Raw genomic sequence first — 21,167 nt, 5'->3', positions numbered from 1 at the left:
TATTAAAGTTTAAAATTAAAAACAAAAAAAATCAAATTAAAAAGTAAAAGAAATGAGAAAAGTTTTAGCACTAGCGTTTATAACAATTTTATTTATTGAGTGTAGTACAGTACCTATTACAGGAAGACAACGTGTTAATTTTGTGAGTGATGCACAGATTTTACCAACTAGTTTTCAGCAATATAATGGGTTTTTAAAGGAAAATAGTAGTAAAATCGTTAAAAACACGGCAAAGGCTAATGAATTAAATACTGTAGGAAAAAATGTCGCGGCAGCAGTTGATAGGTTTATGCGAGCAAACGGCATGACAGCCGAAGCAGATTCCTATAAATGGGAGTTTAATTTAATTGATGATAAAACAATTAACGCTTGGTGTATGCCAGGAGGGAAGGTAGTTTTTTACACAGGAATTATGCCAATTTGCGCAAATACAGATGGTATTGCTGCAGTTATGGGACATGAGGTAGCACATGCGTTTGCAAAACATGGTCAAGAACGTATGAGTTCAGCTCAAATTCAACAATTGGGAGGAGCTGCCATCGCTATAGGTTCAGCAAATAGTGAGAATAGCAACTTGTGGAATATGGCCTACGGAGTTGGTTCTCAGTTAGGAATGTTATCATTTAGTAGAACTCATGAAACAGAAGCAGATAAATTAGGTTTAGTGTTTATGATAATGGCAGGATACAATGGGGAAGAAGCGATTAATGTATGGGTACGTATGGGACAAAATGCAGAAAAAAGTGGCTCACAAGCACCTCCAGAATTTTTAAGTACTCACCCTTCTAATCAGTCACGTATTGTTGGGTTACGTGATTATTTACCAACAGCTAAGAAATATGCAGCTAAATTCAATCAACAAGCAGAAGCTATGTTAAGAAATTCTACTGCAAAATAATACCAAAATACTTTTAGTATATTGCGAGCCGCTCAATAAATTGAGCGGCTTTTTAATTCTAGATTATGTACAAAATAGGAGATAAAAAATTAATTAATGCTTGGGCATTTTATGACTGGGCAAACTCAGTATATTCATTGGTAATAAGTACTGCGGTTTTCCCTTTATATTACAGTGCTGTAACCGATGGAAAAATAGTTCGTTTTTTAGGAATGGATTGGTCTCATCCAGATAGTTTATACAGTTATGCATTATCTTTTTCTTTTTTAGTAGTTGCTTTTATTTCACCGATTTTATCTGGTATTGCTGATTATACAGGAAGCAAAAAAAAATTCATGAAATTTTTCTGTTGGTTAGGAGGATTCTCGGTGATGAGTTTGTATTTATTTGATGGGGTTGATACTGTGTGGATAGGGATTTTATTTACCATTTTCGCAAGTATTGGTTTTTGGGCAAGTTTGGTTTTTTACAACGCTTATTTACCTGAAGTTGCTTTACCAGAACAACAGGATAGAGCTAGTGCTAAAGGTTTTATTTATGGATATACTGGGTCGGTAGTTTTATTGATCCTTAATTTATTAATGATTCAAAAGCCAGATTTATTTGGAATTACAGCAGGTATGGCGTCACGTATTTCGTTTGTTATGGTAGGTCTTTGGTGGATTGGTTTTGCACAAATTACGTTTAGGCGTTTGCCAGATGATATCTATGATAAACAACCTGGAAATGATTATTTATGGAAGGGATTTGAAGAGTTAAAGATTGTAGTTAGAGAAGTGAGCAATTACCCAACGTTAAAAAAGTTTTTAATTTCTTTCTTTTTATTAAGTATTGGTGTGCAAACAATTATTCTAATGGCAGCCATTTTTGGTTCGACAGAATTAGGTTTATCATCAACAAGTTTAATTGTAACTATTTTATTGGTTCAAATTGTTGCGATTATAGGAGCATTTGTGTTTTCTCGTTTATCTGATAAATTGGGTAATATTACAGCTTTAAAGATTACTATTGTAACATGGATGTTTGTTTGTTTTTCTGCATTTTTATTAGATAAATCTCAAGAAAATGTAGCTTTATATTTTTATGGGTTAGGTATTTTATTAGGATTTGTACAAGGGGCTATTCAATCTTTAACGAGGTCAACTTATTCTAAATTATTACCAGAAACCGAGGATCATGCGACCTATTTTAGTTTCTATGATGTTACAGAAAAAATTGCGATTGTTTTAGGAACATTTGTATATGGTTTACTGTATTCAATCACCAACTCTATGCAATGGTCGGTATTGTGTTTAGCTATTTTCTTTTTAGCATCGTTTATTATTATAAGTACAATGAAAAAAACAAAATATGTGGTATAAAAAAAGAGCTTCGTTAGAAGCTCTTTTTTATTTGTGATAAATTTATCTATTCAACAACTACATCAAAAGTTACTTCGATATCAGTTTCACCTGCAGCATTGGTAATATCACCATCTTTAACACCGGAAGCATTTTTATTTGGTTCGTGTCTTAATGTAAATGTTACTTTCCCATTTCCTGCATCTGCACTAGCAGTCATTTTAAACTCGATACCAATTGGGTTACCATCAGTATCTTCATCAGAATAAGCAAAAGTAGCTATGCTATTAGTAGTGCTATAAAAAAATTGGTGATCAAGAGCTTCTTCTTCTACTTCTTCAGTAATATTTTCTGCAGGAGATTCAGTTTCATTTAATAATTTGAGAACTCCATCATAAGTCATCCCTTTTTCAAAGTTTCCTGAAACAGAAACAACTGGGTCATTTGGACCATCTCCATCTAGATCCGTACTTAAAAGTGTAACAGTTGTAGTACCATTAGTTAATGTTACTTCTAAAGTTGTAATCACTTCTTCTTCATTAACAGGAAGAGGATTATTGTCATCATCAGAACAAGATGCTAAAGTGATTAAAGATAAGAAGGCAATTAGTAATATTTTTTGTGATTTCATGATTTAATAATTTTAATATTTAATTTTTAATTGAATTTTGAAATTTCTACCTAAGTCATCTGAAAAATAACGTAGTCTATTTAAATAATTTCTATAAGAGGTGTTTAAAATATTATTCACTGAAAAACCTAGTGAAAAATTAGTTTTAGCATATTTAAAACTTATTTCATTACTAATATTTAGTAAGTGATAAGCTTTTGGTGTGCTGCTTATATCTACTAAAACAGTACTGTCTGTCGTAGGGATGTAAGCATAAAAATTGTTGTTTGGATATCTGGTTTGTTTTCCAACAAATTCACTTTCTAATGTTGATGTAAAATTTAACCATTTTTTATTGTTATAAGCAATACTATTTACTGTTTTAAATGGAGGCATATCAATTAAGGGTCTATTTTGTAATAGATCATCACCAAGAATGTATGATGTATTATTGTTTAAAGCCCAATTAGAATTAATAAGATATTGCATTGTCAAATCAACTCCAGTTAAACGAGCATTAGTTTGTTTATAATTCCAAACAGGAAAAGAACCACGAAGTGTAGTTTCTATTCCTCCTGGTTCAATAAAAATAAAATTTGAAATTTGATTAAAAAAAACTTCTAATGTTGAATTGAATTTTGCATTAGAAAACATATAACTAGCTCCAATCCTATGAGAGGTTTCAGGTTGAATAGATAAATCACCTAATTCTATTCTCGATGCAGAGTGATGTAAACCATCACTAAACAATTCTGATGGATTAGGAGGTCTTTTTGCCAATCCATAGTTTAAAAGAATCGTGTTTTTATCATTCAACTTATATGAAGCCCCAGCAGAAGCAGAAAAATTATGATAATGAAATATTGGATTTGTAAGGTATTGATTCCCTTCTTCTTTAATTATAAAAGAAGCAAATGTTTGATTATAACCCAAATTATCCCATCTACTTTTATAATAGTATTTTTTTGAATTTATGTAATTGTAATCATAACGTAACCCTCCTGATAATTTTAGATTATCAAAAGTGAAGTTACCAATAGTGTAAATTCCAAAATCAATTTTATCATAATCAGGAATTAAACGACGTACTCCGGTTTCCGAATTAGGAAAATTATTTTGATAGCCTGCAAGTATTCCGATTTTTAGTATTCTTTCTATATTTGAATCTAATTTTAAGTCTGCTTTTACAGTATGTGTTTTTAATCTTAGATCAATAGATGGTTTAAATTTGTCATCTCCTGTTCTAATATCATATTCAAAACGATGATTATCTTGATAATCGTATTGAAAATTTAATTTACCTAATCCTCTGAAGCGTTTGTAAAATATTGCTTTTGTTAATTGATGTGTTACATCTTGCTTAGGATTGTTAATATCATAACTAAAATCTTTAATTAAAAGTGGCTGAGGACTGTTGATCGCATTTACCAAATCGGCAGTATTACCTAAATGTGAGGCTTTTAAAATACCAATTTCATTAGTAATATAGCTATAATAAAGCTCAAAACCTTTTTCAAAACTTTTATACCCAGTTTGTAATGTAAAAGATTTAGAATTTAAACCTGTATTTGTTAAGCTGTAATCAGGAGTATTTGCGTCTCCATATCTTTTGTAAGAAGCCAATCCATTAACAAACCAACCACTTTTATAAGATTTTCTCAAGCTAGAGTTTACAGAAAAAGATCTCGCATTACTTTGTTGTGATATAATTGTTTTTCCAGATAACGTATCTTTAGTAATGATATTTTCTGGATTAACTATAACCACACCACCAATTGCATCTCCTCCGTACTCTAAAGCATTAGCCCCTTTAATTACAGAAATACTACCAGCAGCATTAACATCAATATTTGGTGCGTGCTCAATTCCCCAATCTTGGTCTTGAAGACGCACACCGTTGACCATAATTAGATTTCTGCTACTGTGTAATCCGTTAATGATAGGTTTTACAATACTACTTCCAGTATTTATAGATGACACACCTGAAATTTGTTTTAAAACATCTCCTAAACTAGCATCACTTAAATTTTCGATAGCGCTAGTTTTTAATACAGATTCTTGAGTTGTTTTTAATATTGAATTGGATTTTATTGTAACTGTTTCAAGTTCTTCTATATGATGTTCTATTAATATTTCTTTAAAGGTGTTTTCATTTAAGTAAAATTCCAAACGTTTAGTATCACATGCTACATGAGATATTTCCACAATAATTTTTCCTTTACAGATGTTTTTGAATGAAAAATTTCCATTAACATCGGTAGTGGTGAATTTATTTTGATTTTTTACATAAACAACAGCGTCTGAAATAGCTGTTTTGTCATGAAAATCTTCTACAACACCATTAAAGGTATAGTTACATTCTTGTGCTTTTATTGTTACATGAATAAAAAGCACAAGAATGAATAAGACTTTAGATTTAGTCATTCTTAATTTAAGATTTTAGTTTAAACAATAATTTATTGATTTAAACTAAAACAGGAGGCCCTCTTAATGAAAAATAAAATTTATTAAGACTACTTACAAATGAATATAAGTTAGAGTAGAAATCTGATTTAATAGCTAGTTTAGCTATATAAAGATAGTTGTTTTTGTATATAAAATTAGATAAATGAAATAAACATATATCACAAGAATCTCCTTCAAAATTATGGAAATGTTTTTCCTTTTTTGAATAGCAAATCTCTTCTTTTTCATGGTGTTTTGTACTATGTACTATTTGTACCAAGAAAGGCATAAATAACACGATAGAAAAGAAAAGACTAGTAGATATGTTTTTAATTTTCTTCATTTAATGGATAAAGATACTACTATTTTATTTTATACTAAAAAGAGTAGTAGCATACTTGATATCATTCTTTTTTTCTCATTTTCATATTCAGCATCTCTACACCTAAAGAGAATGCTATAGCAAAATACAAATATCCTTTTGGAATTGCACCTACAGTTTGTCCAAAAACTATAGTGTGAGATAAATGTGCACCTTCAGTAATTAACATAAATCCAATTAATATTAAGAAGGATAAAGCTAACATTTGTATTGTTGGATGGTTGTTTACAAATGTACTAATAGGATTGGCAAATAACATCATAATTAATATGGAAATAATTACAGCTAAAATCATAATAATTAAAGCACCTTTAACTCCGTTGGTCATACCTACAGCAGTTAAAACAGAATCAAATGAAAAAACAATATCAATTAATACAATTTGAAAGATTGTTTTAAATAAAGTTGCTTCTTTCTTTTTAGCCTTATTATTTTCGTGTTCTACATGACCTTCTACTTTGTCATGTATTTCACTTGTACTCTTATATAGCAAAAAGATCCCTCCTAAAATTAAAATAATACTTTGCCCAGTAACTTGTGTTGTTAGCCAAGAAGTATTAATTGTGAAAAACGGATTTTTCATTCTAATTAAATAAGAAACTCCGAGTAATAATAGAATTCTAAAAACCATTGCTAATAAAAGCCCAATATTAGTAGCCTTTTTACGTTGGTTTTGTGGTAATTTATTAGAAGCTATGGATATAAAAATAATATTATCTATACCTAAAACAATTTCAAGAAAAGTTAATGTTATTAAGGCTACCCATGTATCTGCCTGTAAAAATATCTCCATAATTATTCTTAAATAATCTTAAAACTTAAATAAATATATATATAATTTATTGTTTACTTATAAAAACGGTTCCTTTTTGTCTAAATTTTGAGTATCCAATTTTCGCTGTAAAATGATAGGAAGTATCGGTTACTTTGTTAATTTGAACAAAGATAGGGTCTTTGTCTAAATCGGTTTTTGGATTTTTCATTCGCAAAGTATATGCAAAACTATTTTTCCATTTAATATACAAGGTGTCAATATGTTTTTCTTCACGTTCAGATACTGTACTGTCAGAAGAAATATTTACTTTTTTTGTATATTCTTCAATTTGTAAACTATCTATTCTTTTTATTGTAGTTTTTCCATAACCTTCACCCGCAGGAATTTCAAAAATACCATGTTTAAAGCGCTCTGCATTTCCTTTTGATTGTTTAGTGCAAGAAAGAGTAAATATTGATACTATAAATATTGATAAAAAGACTCTCATTAAATACCGGTATAATTTGATGGTGTTATTTGTTTTAATTCGTTTTTAATTTCTGATGAAATTTCTAACGTATCTATAAAATCAGCAATTGATTTTTGCGTTATTTTGTCGTTGGTACGTGTTAATCCTTTTAATGCTTCGTATGGATTAGGATATGCTTCTCTACGCAAAATAGTTTGAATAGCTTCTGCAACAACTGCCCAGTTATTTTCTAAATCTTGTTCAAATTTTTGCTCGTTTAATAGCAATTTATTTAATCCTTTTAAGGTAGATGCAAAAGCAATTAAGGTATGCCCGAACGGAACACCAACATTACGTAAAACTGTACTATCTGTTAAATCGCGTTGTAGACGAGAAACTGGCAGTTTAGCTGATAAATGCTCAAAAATAGCATTGGCTAATCCTAAATTTCCTTCAGAATTTTCAAAATCAATCGGATTTACTTTATGTGGCATTGCCGAAGATCCAACTTCCCCTTTTTTAATTTTCTGTTTAAAATAATCCATAGAAACATAGGTCCAAACATCACGATCTAAGTCGATTAAAATGGTGTTAATACGTTTCATCGCATCAAATAAACTAGCCATATGATCGTAGTGTTCAATTTGTGTTGTTGGAAAGGAATGATGTAACCCTAAGATTTCTTCCACAAAATGAGTTCCGAAGTTTTTCCAATCTATGTTTGGATAAGCAACTTTATGCGCATTGAAGTTACCCGTTGCGCCACCAAATTTTGCTGCATGTGGTACATTTTGTAAAAACCAAACTTGTTGCTGAACACGTTCTACAAATACAAAAAGTTCTTTTCCTAAGCGAGTAGGAGAGGCTGGTTGACCGTGAGTACGAGCCAGCATAGGTACATTTTCCCATTCTTCTGAAAGTTCAGCCAATTTAGATGTTAAGCCATCTAAACTATCGTAGTATACTTCCTCCATAGCATCTTTTATAGATAAAGGAATGGCTGTGTTATTTATGTCTTGAGAAGTTAATCCGAAGTGGATAAATTCTTTATATTTTTGTAACTCTAGTGCGTCAAATTTTTCTTTTATAAAATATTCAACTGCTTTAACATCGTGGTTGGTAACGCTTTCAATATCTTTAATTTTTTGTGCATTCTCGGCAGAAAAATCTTCATAAATAGCACGTAAATTTTTAAATAATTGCTTGTTAAAGTCTGCTAATTGTGGTAATGGAATTTCGCAAAGAGCGATAAAGTATTCAATTTCTACTTTTACGCGGTATTTAATTAAAGCTTCTTCTGAAAAGTACTTAGCTAAATCTGAAACTTTGTTTCTGTATCTACCATCAATTGGTGAGATGGCGTTTAATTGTGTTAAGCTCATTTTGTGTTGTTGTGTTAAGGAACAAAAATATCAAAAATGTAAGGTTTAGAAGATGTTTTTTAGTAGATATTTTTATCTTCACATTTTAAACAAAAAATTTTGCAAACATCCACACTTTTATATATTATTTTAGCTGTTTTAATAAGTGTTGCTGTGGCGTTTTTTCAGTATTTCTACAAAACGAAAAGCAATTCTAAAATCAACATTTTTTTGTTTGCTTTAAAAGCATTGAGTTTGTTTTTATTGGGTTTGTTGCTCATTAACCCGAAGATAAAAACTATAAAAACAGAAAATAGTAAACCTGTTTTATCTTTTTTAGTAGATAATTCGCTATCCACAAAACATTTTAAAGAAGAAACTTCAGTAAAAAACATTTTACAAAACGTAAAAACACATAAAGAGCTGAATAGTAAATTTGATGTTAATTATTATTCCTTCGGAAAGAATATTACCGTTTTAGATAGTTTATCTTTTAATGAAACTCAAACAGATATTGCTAAGGCGGTACAATCTGCAAACGATTTAAACAAAGATGGAATAGGTGCTAGTGTGCTTATTTCTGATGGTAATCAAACAGTTGGGAACGATTATGAGTTTATCAACATCAAACAACCTGTTTATCCTTTGGTTATTGGCGATACTACACAATTTCAAGACTTAAGAATTTCGCAACTCAATGTAAATAAGTACAGTTACATCAAAAATAAGTTTCCTGTAGAGGTGATGCTGTTTTATGACGGAAAAGAACCCTTACAATCAGTATTTACGATTACGCAAGGAGGTAAGAGTGTATTTTCAGAAAAAGTATCTTTTTCAGCAGAGAAAAAAACGAAAACAATTACAGCGAATTTAACAGCTGCTAAGGAAGGAATACAGTATTTTACTGCTGGAATTCGCGCGATTAAAAGTGAAAAAAACACCAAGAATAATTTTAAAAGTTTTGCTGTAGAAGTAATAGACGAACAAACAAAGGTACTAATAGTGTCTTCTATTTTACATCCTGATTTGGGAGCTTTAAAAAAGTCAATAGAGCGTAATAAACAACGTAAAGTTGACTTAAAATTAGTGCATAATTTCAAAGGAACGTTAGAAGGTTATCAAATGGTTGTTTTTTATCAGCCTAATACTGCGTTCAGAAGATTGTTTGAACAAAGAAAATCGAATTTCGTAATAATTTCTGGAACAAAAACAGATTGGAACTTTATCAATTCTTTACCAAACGGAATTCGCAAAAATGCGATTAATCAAACTGAAAATTATGGAGCAGTTTACAATGCTGGATTTTCAACGTTTTTGCAGAAAGATCTTCAATTTGGGAATCTTCCACCGTTGCAAGATAAGTTTGGGGATGTAACTATTGAAGGTGAACATCAAACCTTATTATATCAAAAATTAGTAAATATAGAAACCAAGCAACCTTTATTAACCACTCTAGAAAAAGGAGGGCAAAAACTAGCAATTTTATTTGGAGAAGGAATTTGGAAATGGAGAGCTGCGAGTTTTTTAGAAGAAAATTCTTTTGAACCTTTTGATGAATTTATAGGGAATTTAGTACAGTACGTAGCTTCCAATAAAAAGCGAAAAAGATTAGAAGTAAATGCAGAACGTATATATCCGGCGAATGCTACCATAAATATTTCGGCATTGTATTTAGATAAAAATTATCAGTTTGATAAACGTGCTTCAATGCAAATAGTAATTACTAACTCTAAAACAAAAGAGAAAAAACAATTTCCTTTTTCATTACTAAATAATTCCTATAAAGTCGATGTAGATGGTTTGTTAGCTGGAAATTACACTTATAAAGTTACTGTAGAAGGACAAAATTTAAGTGTAAGCGGACAATTTAAAGTCACCGATTATCAGGTGGAGGAACAATTTACCAATGCGAATACAGATAAGCTTCAGAAATTAGCTTTGAAAAGTTCAGGGAAATTGTTTTATAAGAATCAAAGTGAAAGTCTTATCAACGAGTTATTAAATGATAAACGCTATTATACCACTCAAAAATCTATAGTAAAAGAAGAAAATTTAATTAATTGGAAATGGCTATTATTTGTTATCGTTGGTTTACTAACCATTGAATGGTTTACAAGAAAATATTTTGGTAAAATTTAAAATTAAATAATTAAAATAATGATTTTAGAACACTTTTTTCAATGTCCGTATTGTTGGGAAGAAATTTCTATGATTTTGGATATGAGTGTTTCTGAAACGTATATAGAAGATTGTGAAGTGTGTTGTAATCCAATACAACTTACCACTAATTTTGAAAATAATGAATTAATAGCTTTTGAAGCGAAAAATATAGAACAATAAATATGAAATTTCACACGAGAAAATGGGTAAAACCTGAAGATTTAAATCCAAACGGAACATTATTTGGAGGAAGACTTTTACAATGGATAGATGAAGAAGTGGCTTTGTATTCAATTATTCAGTTAGAGATTCCTAAAACAGTCACTAAGTTTATGTCTGAAATAGATTTTATTAGTTCTGCTAAACAAGGAGATATTATTGAAATAGGAATTGAGGTTCTTAAGTTTGGTAATTCTTCTATCACACTAAACTGTAAAGTAAGAAACAAACTAACGCATAAAGACATTATTAATATAGATAAAATTGTAATGGTAAGTTTAGATGATAATGGTAATCCAAGACCACATGGAAAAACGAAAGTTGAGTTTGTAAAAGATAGATTGGATAATCAATAATGCATCTTTTTTATATTAAACTAGTCATATAGATAAAAAATACATGGCACACAATCATCATCATTCACATAGCGATGCTACAGGAAACATCAAAGTTGCTTTCTTTTTAAACCTTGCATTTACAATTATTGAGATTATTGGAGGTCTTTTTACCAATAGTTTGGCAATTTTATCAGATGCTTTACACGATTTGGGAGATAGTTTATCGTTGGGACTTTCTTGGTATTTTCAAAAAGTATCAAATAAAGAAGCAAATAAAAAATATTCTTACGGATATAAACGGTTTTCGTTGTTGGGAGCTATTATCAACTCTATTATTTTAGTAATTGGTTCAGTTTTTATTATAAAAGAAGCAATTCCTAGAATTTTAAATCCTGAACAAGCTGATGCAAAAGGGATGATGTGGATTGCTATTTTAGGAATTTTAGTGAATGGGGCGGCTGTGTTAAAATTAAAACAAGGAACTTCAATAAATGAACGTGTAGTATCATTACATTTATTAGAAGATGTTTTAGGCTGGCTAGCTGTTTTAATTGCTAGCGTGATTATGCAATTTTGGGATATACCAATTCTGGATCCTATTTTATCACTTTTAATAGCTTTTTATGTTCTTTTTAATGTCTTTAGAAACATGGAAGAAAGTCTTAAAATTATTTTAATGGCAACTCCTGAAGATGTGTCTATTGAATCAGTGAAAGAAAAATTATTAAGTTTTGAAGAGATTACAGATGTACATGACTGTCATTTATGGACGTTAGATGGGGAGCATAATGTTTTTACAGCTCATATAACACTAAAGGATAAATCAATTTCTCTAAATACAACTGAAAATCTTAAGAAAGAAATTAAAAAAACGTTACATGAGCAATTTCGTTTAGAACATATTACTCTTGAACTTGAGTTTGCAGATGAGGATTGTAAGTATAAGGATTAAATGTAAAATCAATAAACTGTATCTTTGATACATAAAAAAACTAAAAATGGCACAAAATCAACCAACATTAAATTTTCCAACAAAAGGGATTGTATTTATTCCAATCATAATTTTTTTAATTATTCTTTTTGCAAAATCAACAGAAACCATAAAGTCAGGACAAGCAGGAGTTTTGTATAAAACATTTAGTGGAGGTGTTGTAACAGACGAAACATATGGAGAAGGTTTTCATATTGTAGCACCTTGGAATGAAATGCATGTTTATGAAGTTAGACAGCAAGAACTTTTCGAAAAAATGAAAGTGTTATCTTCTAATGGGTTAGAGATTCAAATTGATGCTTCAGCATGGTATCAACCTGTTTATAATGATTTAGGAAAATTACATCAAACACTTGGTGAAAACTACTTACAACGTGTTATTCAGCCAGCTATTCGATCTGCGGCTCGTAGTGTTGTTGGTCGTTATACACCAGAGCAGTTATATTCAAGTAAAAGAGATGCTATTCAAGATGAAATATTTACAGAAACTAAAAAGATTTTAGAAAAGCAATATGTACAACTAAATGAAGTGTTAGTTAGAGATGTAACATTACCATCTACCATTAAAGAGGCAATTGAACGTAAATTAAAACAAGAGCAGGAGTCTTTAGAATATGAATTTAGATTGGTAACTGCACAAAAAGAAGCTGAAAAACAAATTATTGAAGCAAAAGGTAAAGCAGATGCAAATAAAATTTTAAGTGCTTCATTAACAGATAAAATTTTACAAGATAAAGGTATTGAAGCTACTTTAAAATTATCGGAATCTCCAAATAGTAAGGTAGTGTTAATTGGAGCAGGTAAAAGTGGAATGCCAATTATTTTAGGAAATCAATAAGAGAATTTCTTAAAGATGTGTTAAACTAAAAAAATAATGTAACGAATTAAAAACAACCTCGTCAAATAGATAATTACATACGTAACGTTAGTAATTAGTTAGTTTTTAATAGTTGATTGAAAAAAGGCTCGTGAAAATTTCTTCACGAGCCTTTTTATTTTAACGTACAATCAGTTTTTTTGTAGTGCTTTGTTTTTTATTCGAAAGCTTCATTAAATAAATTCCACTTTTAAGATTTTCTAAAGTGTATTTATTATTCAAGAAATCAGGGTTTTTAATATCCACTATTTTTTCACCAAGTATAGAATAAACTTTAATGTTTTTAATTTCAGTATTGTTAGGTGATTGAATAGTAATATTACCTGTGTTAGAAGGGTTTGGGTAAACTTTAAAATCTATATAAACTTGACTTTCTGTACTTAAAGTAACACTATGAAAACCAATACCATCAAAGGTGTTTTCAGGAAAAGTATCCCATTCATTAACATCGTATACAGTATTTGGGCTTGAAATAGTGCTTTTTCTTCTTAAAGTCACGTTTTGTGCAAATTGATTACCACTTCCACCATCAAAATCCCCAACAATATCAACCAAAATACCATTTTTAAACAGTCCAACAGGGTCGTTTCCATTAAAGTTTATTGGAGAACCATAATTTGTAGAGGTATTACTTGCTCTTATTAAATCTGCTTCCGCAACTAATGTAGCATCATCTGCTCCTTCATTAATAATAACAAATACATCATTAGGAACAATAGATGTTACAGAGCCAGTAGAAATATCAAATTCATCTATCCAATTACCTGCTCCGTCTTTTTGTTTTTTTATAGAATATCCAACTAAACTAACTGTACTTCCTGTAAGATTAACAATTTCAATAGCTTTATTGTTTCCTCCATTTGGTTCGGTATACTCAGAAATAAATAACTCGGTAGCCCCACCTACAGCTGAACCATCTGTTGTGGTTATATCTATACTTGCTGTTTGTGCAGATATATTGTTTGCATTATCTTTAGCTAAAATGGAAGCACTATATAGGGTAGACTCATTTAATCCAGTAATATTATAGGTTAAATCAGTTGTAGACACGTTAAAAACGCCATCTAAATAAATATCGTAACTAGTAACAGCTACATTATCTGAAGAAGCATCCCAAGTTAATCTAAATGAAGTATCTGTGATATCACTTGCAACAAGATTAGTAGGTATTGTTGGAGCTTCAGAATCTTGCAAGGTAGTTGCGTTAACAGCGGTGCTTTGTGCTGATTTATTGTTAATAAGGTCTTTAGCTAATACTGTAAAAGCATAAGTTGTGTTCGAAGTTAACCCTGAAATTGTAATATTAGTCGCTGTAGTTTGTGCTTTTAAAATTCCATCAACAAATATATCATAACCTGTAACAGCTACATTATCTGAAGAAGCATCCCAAGAAAAATCAATCGTAGTCATAGTAATATTATTAGCAACCACATTTGTTGGTACAGTTGGGACTTCATTATCACTACTTGTATAAATTCCCCATAAATCTTGAGCAGAATCTCCACCCCAAATTCGAGTTGCTAAATAAGGATTGTCTATAAAAGGGTTTCTATTTCCTTGTGCATAGGTATTTGTAGTATTTTCATGATATTCATTTCTAATTTTTTCAAATTCGGAAACAGGATCTTCTACATTCCATTGTAAAAATAAGTCTATCATATCATCTGGAGTGAATTGATTATCACCAACACCAACATTAGTTGGTAAACATTGATTTCCATAGCGCAAATACATATACATAATAATTCTTGCAACATCCCCTTTCCATTCATCTCCTGGATACCAACCTCTTGTATTTGGTCCATCAGGACCACTATAAGTTACAGAAGAGCGATCAGAATTACCTGTTCCGGAAGCAAATTTATAATTATTTCTAGTAGAGTTTCTAGTTTTGTCTGCTGGTCTTAGATTATGGGCATCCGTACCAGGACCAGGGTTATCAGTTGTAAAACTAGGATTTGCTAAGGATTTAGAAAATACATGCTCTCTATTCCATACAAAAGTAGCTCCATTACCACTATCTTGTAGCGTCTTATCACGTCCTCTATCGTTACTAATATCAGTATCAGAACCATTTTCCCAACCATAAATTAATACGACTTCAGAATTATTTTCAGAATTTATATCTGTTATTTTACTAGCCTCCCAAACACCAGGAGTATATGTTAACATATTTATATGTGTTGCTGTTATTTTAACAGCCAAAGCATTTTTTAGATCAGTACCAGTAAGAGCTAAATTAACATCATCATAATAATCCTGTTGTGCATTTGCTACAAATGCAATTAAAAAGAATAGCTTTAAAAGTAGTTTTTTCATCATAATTATTTACGTTGTATTATTAAATCCATCAAAACCAGCTTGGTGAAAAAGATTTTTTATTTTTTGCAAAAGTAAAATCTTTTCCGATATCTTAAGTTAAGAAAAAGTCAATTTGTTACTGATTTCAAGAATAGAATACAAAATAGTTTATAGGTATTTTTGTTTTATTTTCTATCAGAGTTTATACTAATAAAACTAGGTAAAAGGACAAGAGAAACATAATTGAAGGCTGATGATTAAAAAAGGCCAGTAAAAAAAGTCACCAGCCTCTTTGTTTTATTGAATTACTAGTTTTTTAGTAGTACTTTGCTTTTTGTTTGAAAGTTTTATTAAATAAATTCCACTTTTAAGATTTTCTAAAGTGTATTTATTATTTATGAAATTCGGATATTTAACATCAATAACTTTCTTGCCTAAGATGGAATAAATCTTAATGTTTTCTACTTCAATATTTGATAAAGTCTGTAAAGTGATTTTTCCATTTAAACTAGGGTTTGGATATATTTTAATACTATTCAATCTAGAAAGCTCTTCAATTCCTGCAGTTGCATTATAACATTCCCATTGTAAGTCATCAAAAATCACTCGATCAGTAGTACTCGTTTTATTTGTTATTGTGATAGTTACATTTCCAGAAATATTTATATCATTAATGATTGTAGTTTTTTCTACATCAGAATATGTTATTTCACCTACTTTAGAATCGTTCACATTTAAATCGAAAGTACCACTACCTCCAGTAAATACACGTTTTGTTTTTACTGAAAAACTACTAATCCCTTCTTCAATTGTTTGTACTGTCGATAATTCCCCGTTTCTAATAGTGATGGCATTATTACCAGAAGTAAGAGTTTGGTCTGTTCTAGCATCACTAGCAGTCCATTCAAAACCATTATCACCTGTCCAATTTCTGCTACTGTATGAAGAAGAAGCTGTACCAATATTTGTAAAAGATTCAAATACACAGGCATCTATACTAGTGTCTTCTAATGTAGTGGCTTCTGTAGAAGAACTTTGAGCTGAAGTATTACCCGCTGCATCTTTAGCTCTAACCGTAAAACTATAATTAGTAGAAGCTTCTAATCCATTAATAACTATAGATGTACCACCTGTAGTGATATTACTAATACCATCTACAAAAACTTCATATGCTATAACTCCAACATTATCGCTAGAAGGATTCCAAGAAACAGTAATAGAATTACTTGTGATATCACTAGTTGATAAGGCTGTAGGAATAGTAGGTGTTTCAGTATCATCAGGAGTAGAAGAGTCCCAGCGGTTTTCTGCTATGTCACCACCCCAAATTTGAGTAGCTAAGTTAGGATTATCTATAAAAGGGTTTCTATTTCCTTGAGCGTAGGTATTAGAAGTATTTTCATGAAATGTGTTACGATTATCTTCAATTTGAGAAACAGGATCTTCTGCATTCCATTTTAAAAACAAATCAATCATATCATCAGGTGTTCCTGAAGAATCTCCAACACCAACGCCAGTGGGTAAACATTGATTTCCGTATCTTAAATACATATACATCATCATTCGAGCGACATCACCTTTCCATTCATCACCAGGATACCAGCCACCAGTTACATCACCTGAATTACCAGAACCTGTAGCGAATTTTTTACTTGAACGTTGGTTGTTGTATTGAACATCGGAGGCTCTTAAATGATGCGCGTCAGCTCCAGGTCCTGAAGTTCCAAGATTTGGATTTCCCAAACTTTTAGCATAAGTATGTTCACGATTCCACTGACCATTATTTCCTCCATTATCATTTATTCCTCTACTTCTAGAGGTGATACCTGAGGCGCTATAACCATAAATAAGCAAAACTTCATTATTATTATTAGGATCAACATCTGTTGCTTTACAGGCCTCCCAAATACCTGGTGTATAACTTAATAAGTTGGTGTGAGTGTTAATTATTTTTGTGGCTAATTCATTTTTTAAATCAAGTCCAGTAAGTGTTAAATTAACATCATCATAATAATCTTGTTGAGCATTGATTACTACTGAAAGCAGCAAAGTGCATAATAAAAGTAATTTTTTCATCATATAATAAATTATTTACGTTCTAATAAGGCCATATAAAACCCATCATAACCAGATTGGTGAGATAAAATTTTTTCATCTTTTACAAATTTAAAATCTTTTCCACCATCTGAAGCTAAGAAAAACTCAACTTGTTGCTGATTTTCAGAAGGTAATACAGAGCAAGTTGCATATACTAATTTACCCCCTGGTTTTACCATTTTAGAATAGTTTTGTAAAACTTCTTGTTGTACATCTCTTATATTATCTAAAAATTCAGGTTGTAGCTTCCATTTACTGTCTGGGTTTCTACGGATAACCCCTAAACCAGAACACGGAGCATCGATTAAAACTCTATCGGCTTTATCATGTAGTTTTTTAATTACTTTGGTAGAGTCAATAACTCGAGTATCTACATTATGTACTCCATCTCTTCGAGCACGGACTTTAAGCTTCTTTAATTTACTTTCGTAAATATCCATAGCTACAATTTGCCCTTTATTTTCCATTAAAGCAGCTAAGTGTAGCGTTTTTCCTCCAGCACCAGCGCAAGTATCAATAACTTTCATTCCTGGTTCAACATCTAAGTAGGCGGCCACCAATTGAGAAGAAGCATCTTGTACCTCAAAAAGTCCTTTTTTAAAAGCTTCTGTTTTAAAAACATTAGCACGCTCTACTAATTTTAAAGCATCAGCGTATCCTTTAATAGGCTCTGTTTCTATTCCTTCAGAAGCTAATTGTTTTTGTAAGTTTTCTTTAGTTGTATTTAAGGTATTGGTACGTAAAATAACTTCAGCTTGTTTGTTTAAAGCAGCTATTTCTTTTGTCCAAATTTCTTCACCTAATTCTTTAACACCTAATTCGTCAATCCAATCGGGAATTGATTCTCTAAATTTTCTAATTTTAGAAAGTTCATCAAATTTCCCTTTAATTCTTCGAGTAGGAGTAGGCTCAATTTGATTCCAATCGGGTAATTGTATTCCTCTTAACACACACCAAACTGAAAATAAACGCCATAAATCTGGACGTGCATATGGAACTTTTACATTGGCAATTTCTGCATATAAACGTTGCCATCGAACAATATCGTAAATAGTTTCAGCAACAAATTTACGATCTCTGGCTCCCCAACGTTTATCTCTACGCAAAGCAGTTTCAACAGCTTTATCTGCATACACTCCTTCATTAAATATATCTCGTAAGCTATCTATTACAGCATACGTTAAATTTCTATGTAATCTCATTGATTGAATTTAAGGGTACAAAGATAGCACGATTAATTGGCTTTTTGTATTTTCGTTTTCAATGAATTTAAACCAACCTGTAACCTATATCAAAGGAGTAAGTGTTGCCCGTGCAGAATTGTTGTATTCTGAACTCGGAATAAAAACCTGCAACGATTTATTACACTTATTTCCGTTTCGATATATTGATAAAACACAGTTTTATACGATTAATCAATTACAGCAAAACACTTCGGAAGTTCAAATTGCGGGTAAAATAACAAATGTAAAAACAGTTAAGCAAAAAAGAGGAAGTAGGTTAGTAGCTACTTTTACTGATGCTACAGGTTCTATGGAACTAGTTTGGTTTAAAGGGGTAAAGTGGATTAAAGATAGTTTAAAACTGAATGTTCCGTATGTTATTTACGGAAAGCTTAATTGGTATAGCGGAAAAGCAAATATGCCACACCCAGAGCTAGAATTGGTTTCCGAATATAAAAAGAAGTTGCAAACCGCAATGCAACCTGTGTATCCATCTACAGAAAAATTAAGTAATAAAGGTATTTCTCAAAAAATCATGCGATCGATGTTGCAAAATTTATTGCAACAAGCCTATGGAAACATAGAAGAAACTTTTTCTGTTAATTTCATGCAAGAAAACCAGTTGTTAGGAAAAAGAGAATCTTTACTGAATATCCATTTTCCGAAGAACCAGGAATTATTAGCTAAAGCAGAATATCGGTTAAAATTTGAGGAATTATTTTTTATTCAATTGCAATTGTTGATGAAAAAACTCATCAATAAAGCTAAAATAAAAGGATATGTTTTCGAACAGGTAGGTGAGAATTTTAATAATTTTTATAACAACCATTTACCCTTCGATCTAACCAATGCACAAAAACGTGTACTAAAAGAGATTAGAAAAGACGTTAGTACTGGAGCACATATGAACCGATTGTTACAAGGTGATGTAGGTTCTGGTAAAACGATTGTGGCTTTGTTAACCATGTTATTGGCAATTGATAATGGATTTCAAGCGACAATTATGGCACCAACGGAAATTTTAGCGACACAACACTATAACGGAATTGCCGAATTACTTGAAGGAACAGATATTAAAGTTGAATTATTAACCGGTTCCTCTAAAACTAAAAAGCGACGAGAAATACACAAAGGTTTAGAAGATGGTAGCTTGCATATTTTGGTTGGTACACATGCTATTTTAGAAGATAAAGTTCAGTTTAAAAATTTGGGAATAGCTATTATTGATGAGCAGCATCGTTTTGGTGTAGCACAACGTAGTAAAATGTGGCATAAAAATGAGTTGCCACCTCATGTTTTGGTGATGACTGCAACGCCAATTCCACGTACGTTAGCGATGTCGGTTTATGGAGATTTGGATATTTCTGTAATAGATGAATTACCTCCAGGAAGAAAAGATATAAAAACGGTACATCGTTATGACAGTAACCGCTTAGCAGTTTTTAAGTTTTTAAAGGATGAAATTAATAAAGGACGACAAGTATATGTAGTATATCCATTAATTCAGGAATCTGAAGCTATGGATTATAAAGATTTGATGGATGGTTACGAGAGTATTTCCCGTGAGTTCCCATCGCCTAAATACCAAATCAGTATTGTACATGGTAAAATGAAACCAGCCGATAAAGATTACGAAATGGATCGTTTTGTAAAAGGTGAAACCCAAATTATGGTTGCCACCACTGTTATTGAAGTGGGTGTAAATGTACCAAATGCATCGGTAATGGTTATTGAAAGTGCAGAACGTTTCGGATTAAGTCAGTTACATCAGTTACGAGGTCGAGTAGGTCGTGGTGCAGAACAGAGTTACTGTATTCTATTATCGAGTTACCAATTATCTTCGGACGGAAAAACTCGTCTAAAAACAATGGTAGATACGGTAGACGGATTTAAAATTGCAGAAGTAGATTTAAAACTACGTGGACCAGGAAATATCATGGGAACGCAACAAAGTGGCGTTTTAAATTTAAAAATTGCCGATGTAGTTAAAGACAGCCCTATTTTATATAAAGCGCGTCAAACTGCTATTCAATTGTTAGAGGATGATCCAACCATGATAAAACCTGAAAATAGTTCAATTTTAAAGCGTTATACCAAATTACAAAAAACAAGTGGTATTTGGAGTAGTATTAGTTAGCTTTTACTAAAGTTATATTTTATTGTTAAAGGGTAGAAAGTATGAAAATCAGAAAGGTATTACCAAACGAAATAAACCAATTGCAAAAAATTGGTATGCAAACATTTTCTGAAGCTTTTTCTTCAGAAAATAGTGAGGAAAATATGAAAGAGTATTTGGAGAAAAGTTTTTCTACTGAAAAACTAAAAACCGAATTGATTGATGAAAATTCTGAATTTTATTTTGCTACTGCAGAAAATAACGTTGTTGGATATTTAAAAATTAATTTTGGACAATCGCAAACAGAGATTAAAGGAGAAAATGCACTTGAAATTGAGCGAATATATGTGCTAAAGGAGTTTCAAGGAAAAAAAATAGGACAATTACTTTTTGAAAAAGCAATGGAAATTTCAAGGCAAAAAAATGTTGATTATGTTTGGTTGGGCGTTTGGGAAGAAAATTTGAGAGCAATTCAATTTTATCATAAAAATGGTTTTGTAGAATTCGATAAACACATCTTTAAATTAGGTGATGATGAACAAACAGATTTGATGATGAAACTAGTAGTTAATTAGAAAGATAGTAA

At 31.0% G+C, this 21,167-nt stretch carries 18 protein-coding genes; 9 read left to right on the top strand and 9 right to left on the bottom strand.

Annotated elements, in window-relative coordinates; all coding sequences use genetic code 11:
• Window positions 1-52: 52 nt before the first annotated feature.
• Together C7447_RS07715 and C7447_RS07710 are read left to right on the top strand one after the other, a co-directional pair.
• Window positions 53-898 carry a M48 family metallopeptidase gene (locus C7447_RS07715; protein WP_148869933.1) on the top strand — a complete coding sequence of 282 codons (846 nt, stop codon included), beginning with the start codon at window positions 53-55 and terminating at the stop codon, window positions 896-898.
• Window positions 899-963: 65 nt separating this feature from the next.
• Window positions 964-2,259 carry an MFS transporter gene (locus C7447_RS07710; protein WP_148869932.1) on the top strand — a complete coding sequence of 432 codons (1,296 nt, stop codon included), beginning with the start codon at window positions 964-966 and terminating at the stop codon, window positions 2,257-2,259.
• 46 nt (window positions 2,260-2,305) lie between these two features.
• Here the strand turns inward: C7447_RS07710 and C7447_RS07705 are convergent, their stop codons facing one another.
• The 6 genes from C7447_RS07705 to purB all read right to left on the bottom strand — a co-directional run bounded on the left by C7447_RS07705 (window position 2,306) and on the right by purB (window position 8,280).
• On the bottom strand, window positions 2,306-2,869 hold the full coding sequence (locus C7447_RS07705; protein WP_148869931.1) for a type 1 periplasmic binding fold superfamily protein: 564 nt from the start codon (window positions 2,867-2,869) through the stop codon (window positions 2,306-2,308).
• Window positions 2,870-2,881: 12 nt separating this feature from the next.
• Window positions 2,882-5,272: a TonB-dependent receptor gene (locus tag C7447_RS07700; RefSeq protein WP_148869930.1), complete on the bottom strand. Its 2,391-nt coding sequence runs from the start codon at window positions 5,270-5,272 to the stop codon at window positions 2,882-2,884.
• Between the two features lie 40 nt (window positions 5,273-5,312).
• A complete protein-coding gene (locus C7447_RS07695) occupies window positions 5,313-5,636 on the bottom strand; it encodes a hypothetical protein (RefSeq protein ID WP_148869929.1) in 324 nt (107 codons plus the stop codon).
• Window positions 5,637-5,697: 61 nt separating this feature from the next.
• Window positions 5,698-6,468 (bottom strand): TerC family protein, encoded by a 771-nt coding sequence (locus C7447_RS07690; RefSeq protein WP_148869928.1) that lies wholly within the window; start codon window positions 6,466-6,468, stop codon window positions 5,698-5,700.
• Between the two features lie 46 nt (window positions 6,469-6,514).
• Window positions 6,515-6,937, bottom strand: a complete 423-nt coding sequence (locus C7447_RS07685) for a hypothetical protein (protein ID WP_148869927.1) — start codon at window positions 6,935-6,937, stop codon at window positions 6,515-6,517.
• Window positions 6,937-8,280 (bottom strand): adenylosuccinate lyase, encoded by a 1,344-nt coding sequence (gene purB, locus C7447_RS07680; protein ID WP_148869926.1) that lies wholly within the window; start codon window positions 8,278-8,280, stop codon window positions 6,937-6,939. The genes C7447_RS07685 and purB overlap by 1 nt, the downstream gene beginning before the upstream one ends.
• A gap of 99 nt (window positions 8,281-8,379) precedes the next feature.
• On the opposite strand from purB, the gene C7447_RS07675 reads away from it, so the two are divergent.
• Genes C7447_RS07675 through C7447_RS07655 form a run of 5 tightly spaced genes read left to right on the top strand, consistent with a single transcriptional unit; the run spans window position 8,380 to window position 12,805 of the window.
• On the top strand, window positions 8,380-10,398 hold the full coding sequence (locus tag C7447_RS07675; RefSeq protein WP_246143040.1) for a VWA domain-containing protein: 2,019 nt from the start codon (window positions 8,380-8,382) through the stop codon (window positions 10,396-10,398).
• Between the two features lie 21 nt (window positions 10,399-10,419).
• A complete protein-coding gene (locus C7447_RS07670) occupies window positions 10,420-10,599 on the top strand; it encodes a CPXCG motif-containing cysteine-rich protein (protein ID WP_148870176.1) in 180 nt (59 codons plus the stop codon).
• 2 nt (window positions 10,600-10,601) lie between these two features.
• Window positions 10,602-10,994, top strand: coding sequence for an acyl-CoA thioesterase (locus C7447_RS07665; RefSeq protein ID WP_148869925.1), 393 nt, complete (start codon window positions 10,602-10,604; stop codon window positions 10,992-10,994).
• 43 nt (window positions 10,995-11,037) lie between these two features.
• Complete coding sequence (locus C7447_RS07660) at window positions 11,038-11,928, top strand: cation diffusion facilitator family transporter (RefSeq protein WP_148869924.1); 891 nt, start codon at window positions 11,038-11,040, stop codon at window positions 11,926-11,928.
• A 46-nt stretch (window positions 11,929-11,974) separates the two neighbouring features.
• Entirely contained in the window at window positions 11,975-12,805 is an 831-nt protein-coding gene (locus tag C7447_RS07655; RefSeq protein ID WP_148869923.1) for a prohibitin family protein, read from the top strand.
• Window positions 12,806-12,964: 159 nt separating this feature from the next.
• Here C7447_RS07655 and C7447_RS07650 read toward each other — a convergent pair whose 3' ends face one another.
• The 3 genes from C7447_RS07650 to C7447_RS07640 form a co-directional block, all read right to left on the bottom strand.
• On the bottom strand, window positions 12,965-15,163 hold the full coding sequence (locus C7447_RS07650) for an endonuclease (protein WP_170245948.1): 2,199 nt from the start codon (window positions 15,161-15,163) through the stop codon (window positions 12,965-12,967).
• A gap of 279 nt (window positions 15,164-15,442) precedes the next feature.
• On the bottom strand, window positions 15,443-17,224 hold the full coding sequence (locus C7447_RS07645) for an endonuclease (protein WP_148869921.1): 1,782 nt from the start codon (window positions 17,222-17,224) through the stop codon (window positions 15,443-15,445).
• Window positions 17,225-17,232: 8 nt separating this feature from the next.
• On the bottom strand, window positions 17,233-18,444 hold the full coding sequence (locus C7447_RS07640) for an RsmB/NOP family class I SAM-dependent RNA methyltransferase (RefSeq protein ID WP_148869920.1): 1,212 nt from the start codon (window positions 18,442-18,444) through the stop codon (window positions 17,233-17,235).
• Window positions 18,445-18,505: 61 nt separating this feature from the next.
• Here C7447_RS07640 and recG point away from each other — a divergent pair, with 61 nt between their 5' ends.
• Complete coding sequence (gene recG, locus C7447_RS07635; protein WP_148869919.1) at window positions 18,506-20,602, top strand: ATP-dependent DNA helicase RecG; 2,097 nt, start codon at window positions 18,506-18,508, stop codon at window positions 20,600-20,602.
• 41 nt (window positions 20,603-20,643) lie between these two features.
• Window positions 20,644-21,156: a GNAT family N-acetyltransferase gene (locus C7447_RS07630; protein WP_148869918.1), complete on the top strand. Its 513-nt coding sequence runs from the start codon at window positions 20,644-20,646 to the stop codon at window positions 21,154-21,156.
• Window positions 21,157-21,167 lie beyond the last annotated feature (11 nt).

This window comes from Tenacibaculum adriaticum (assembly GCF_008124875.1).
In the GTDB taxonomy this organism is placed as follows: Bacteria; Bacteroidota; Bacteroidia; order Flavobacteriales; family Flavobacteriaceae; genus Polaribacter; species Polaribacter adriaticus.
This window is presented reverse-complemented; position numbering and strand designations above follow the sequence as displayed.

Coding starts and splice junctions, on each gene's coding strand:
- purB (WP_148869926.1), bottom strand. CDS start 8,280: ATGAGCTTAACACAATTAAACGCCATCTCACCAATTGATGGTAGATAC.
- C7447_RS07685 (WP_148869927.1), bottom strand. CDS start 6,937: ATGAGAGTCTTTTTATCAATATTTATAGTATCAATATTTACTCTTTCT.
- C7447_RS07665 (WP_148869925.1), top strand. CDS start 10,602: ATGAAATTTCACACGAGAAAATGGGTAAAACCTGAAGATTTAAATCCA.
- C7447_RS07660 (WP_148869924.1), top strand. CDS start 11,038: ATGGCACACAATCATCATCATTCACATAGCGATGCTACAGGAAACATC.
- C7447_RS07630 (WP_148869918.1), top strand. CDS start 20,644: ATGAAAATCAGAAAGGTATTACCAAACGAAATAAACCAATTGCAAAAA.
- C7447_RS07715 (WP_148869933.1), top strand. CDS start 53: ATGAGAAAAGTTTTAGCACTAGCGTTTATAACAATTTTATTTATTGAG.
- C7447_RS07695 (WP_148869929.1), bottom strand. CDS start 5,636: ATGAAGAAAATTAAAAACATATCTACTAGTCTTTTCTTTTCTATCGTG.
- C7447_RS07650 (WP_170245948.1), bottom strand. CDS start 15,163: ATGAAAAAACTACTTTTAAAGCTATTCTTTTTAATTGCATTTGTAGCA.
- C7447_RS07640 (WP_148869920.1), bottom strand. CDS start 18,444: ATGAGATTACATAGAAATTTAACGTATGCTGTAATAGATAGCTTACGA.
- recG (WP_148869919.1), top strand. CDS start 18,506: ATGAATTTAAACCAACCTGTAACCTATATCAAAGGAGTAAGTGTTGCC.
- C7447_RS07690 (WP_148869928.1), bottom strand. CDS start 6,468: ATGGAGATATTTTTACAGGCAGATACATGGGTAGCCTTAATAACATTA.
- C7447_RS07705 (WP_148869931.1), bottom strand. CDS start 2,869: ATGAAATCACAAAAAATATTACTAATTGCCTTCTTATCTTTAATCACT.
- C7447_RS07645 (WP_148869921.1), bottom strand. CDS start 17,224: ATGATGAAAAAATTACTTTTATTATGCACTTTGCTGCTTTCAGTAGTA.
- C7447_RS07710 (WP_148869932.1), top strand. CDS start 964: ATGTACAAAATAGGAGATAAAAAATTAATTAATGCTTGGGCATTTTAT.
- C7447_RS07700 (WP_148869930.1), bottom strand. CDS start 5,272: ATGACTAAATCTAAAGTCTTATTCATTCTTGTGCTTTTTATTCATGTA.
- C7447_RS07655 (WP_148869923.1), top strand. CDS start 11,975: ATGGCACAAAATCAACCAACATTAAATTTTCCAACAAAAGGGATTGTA.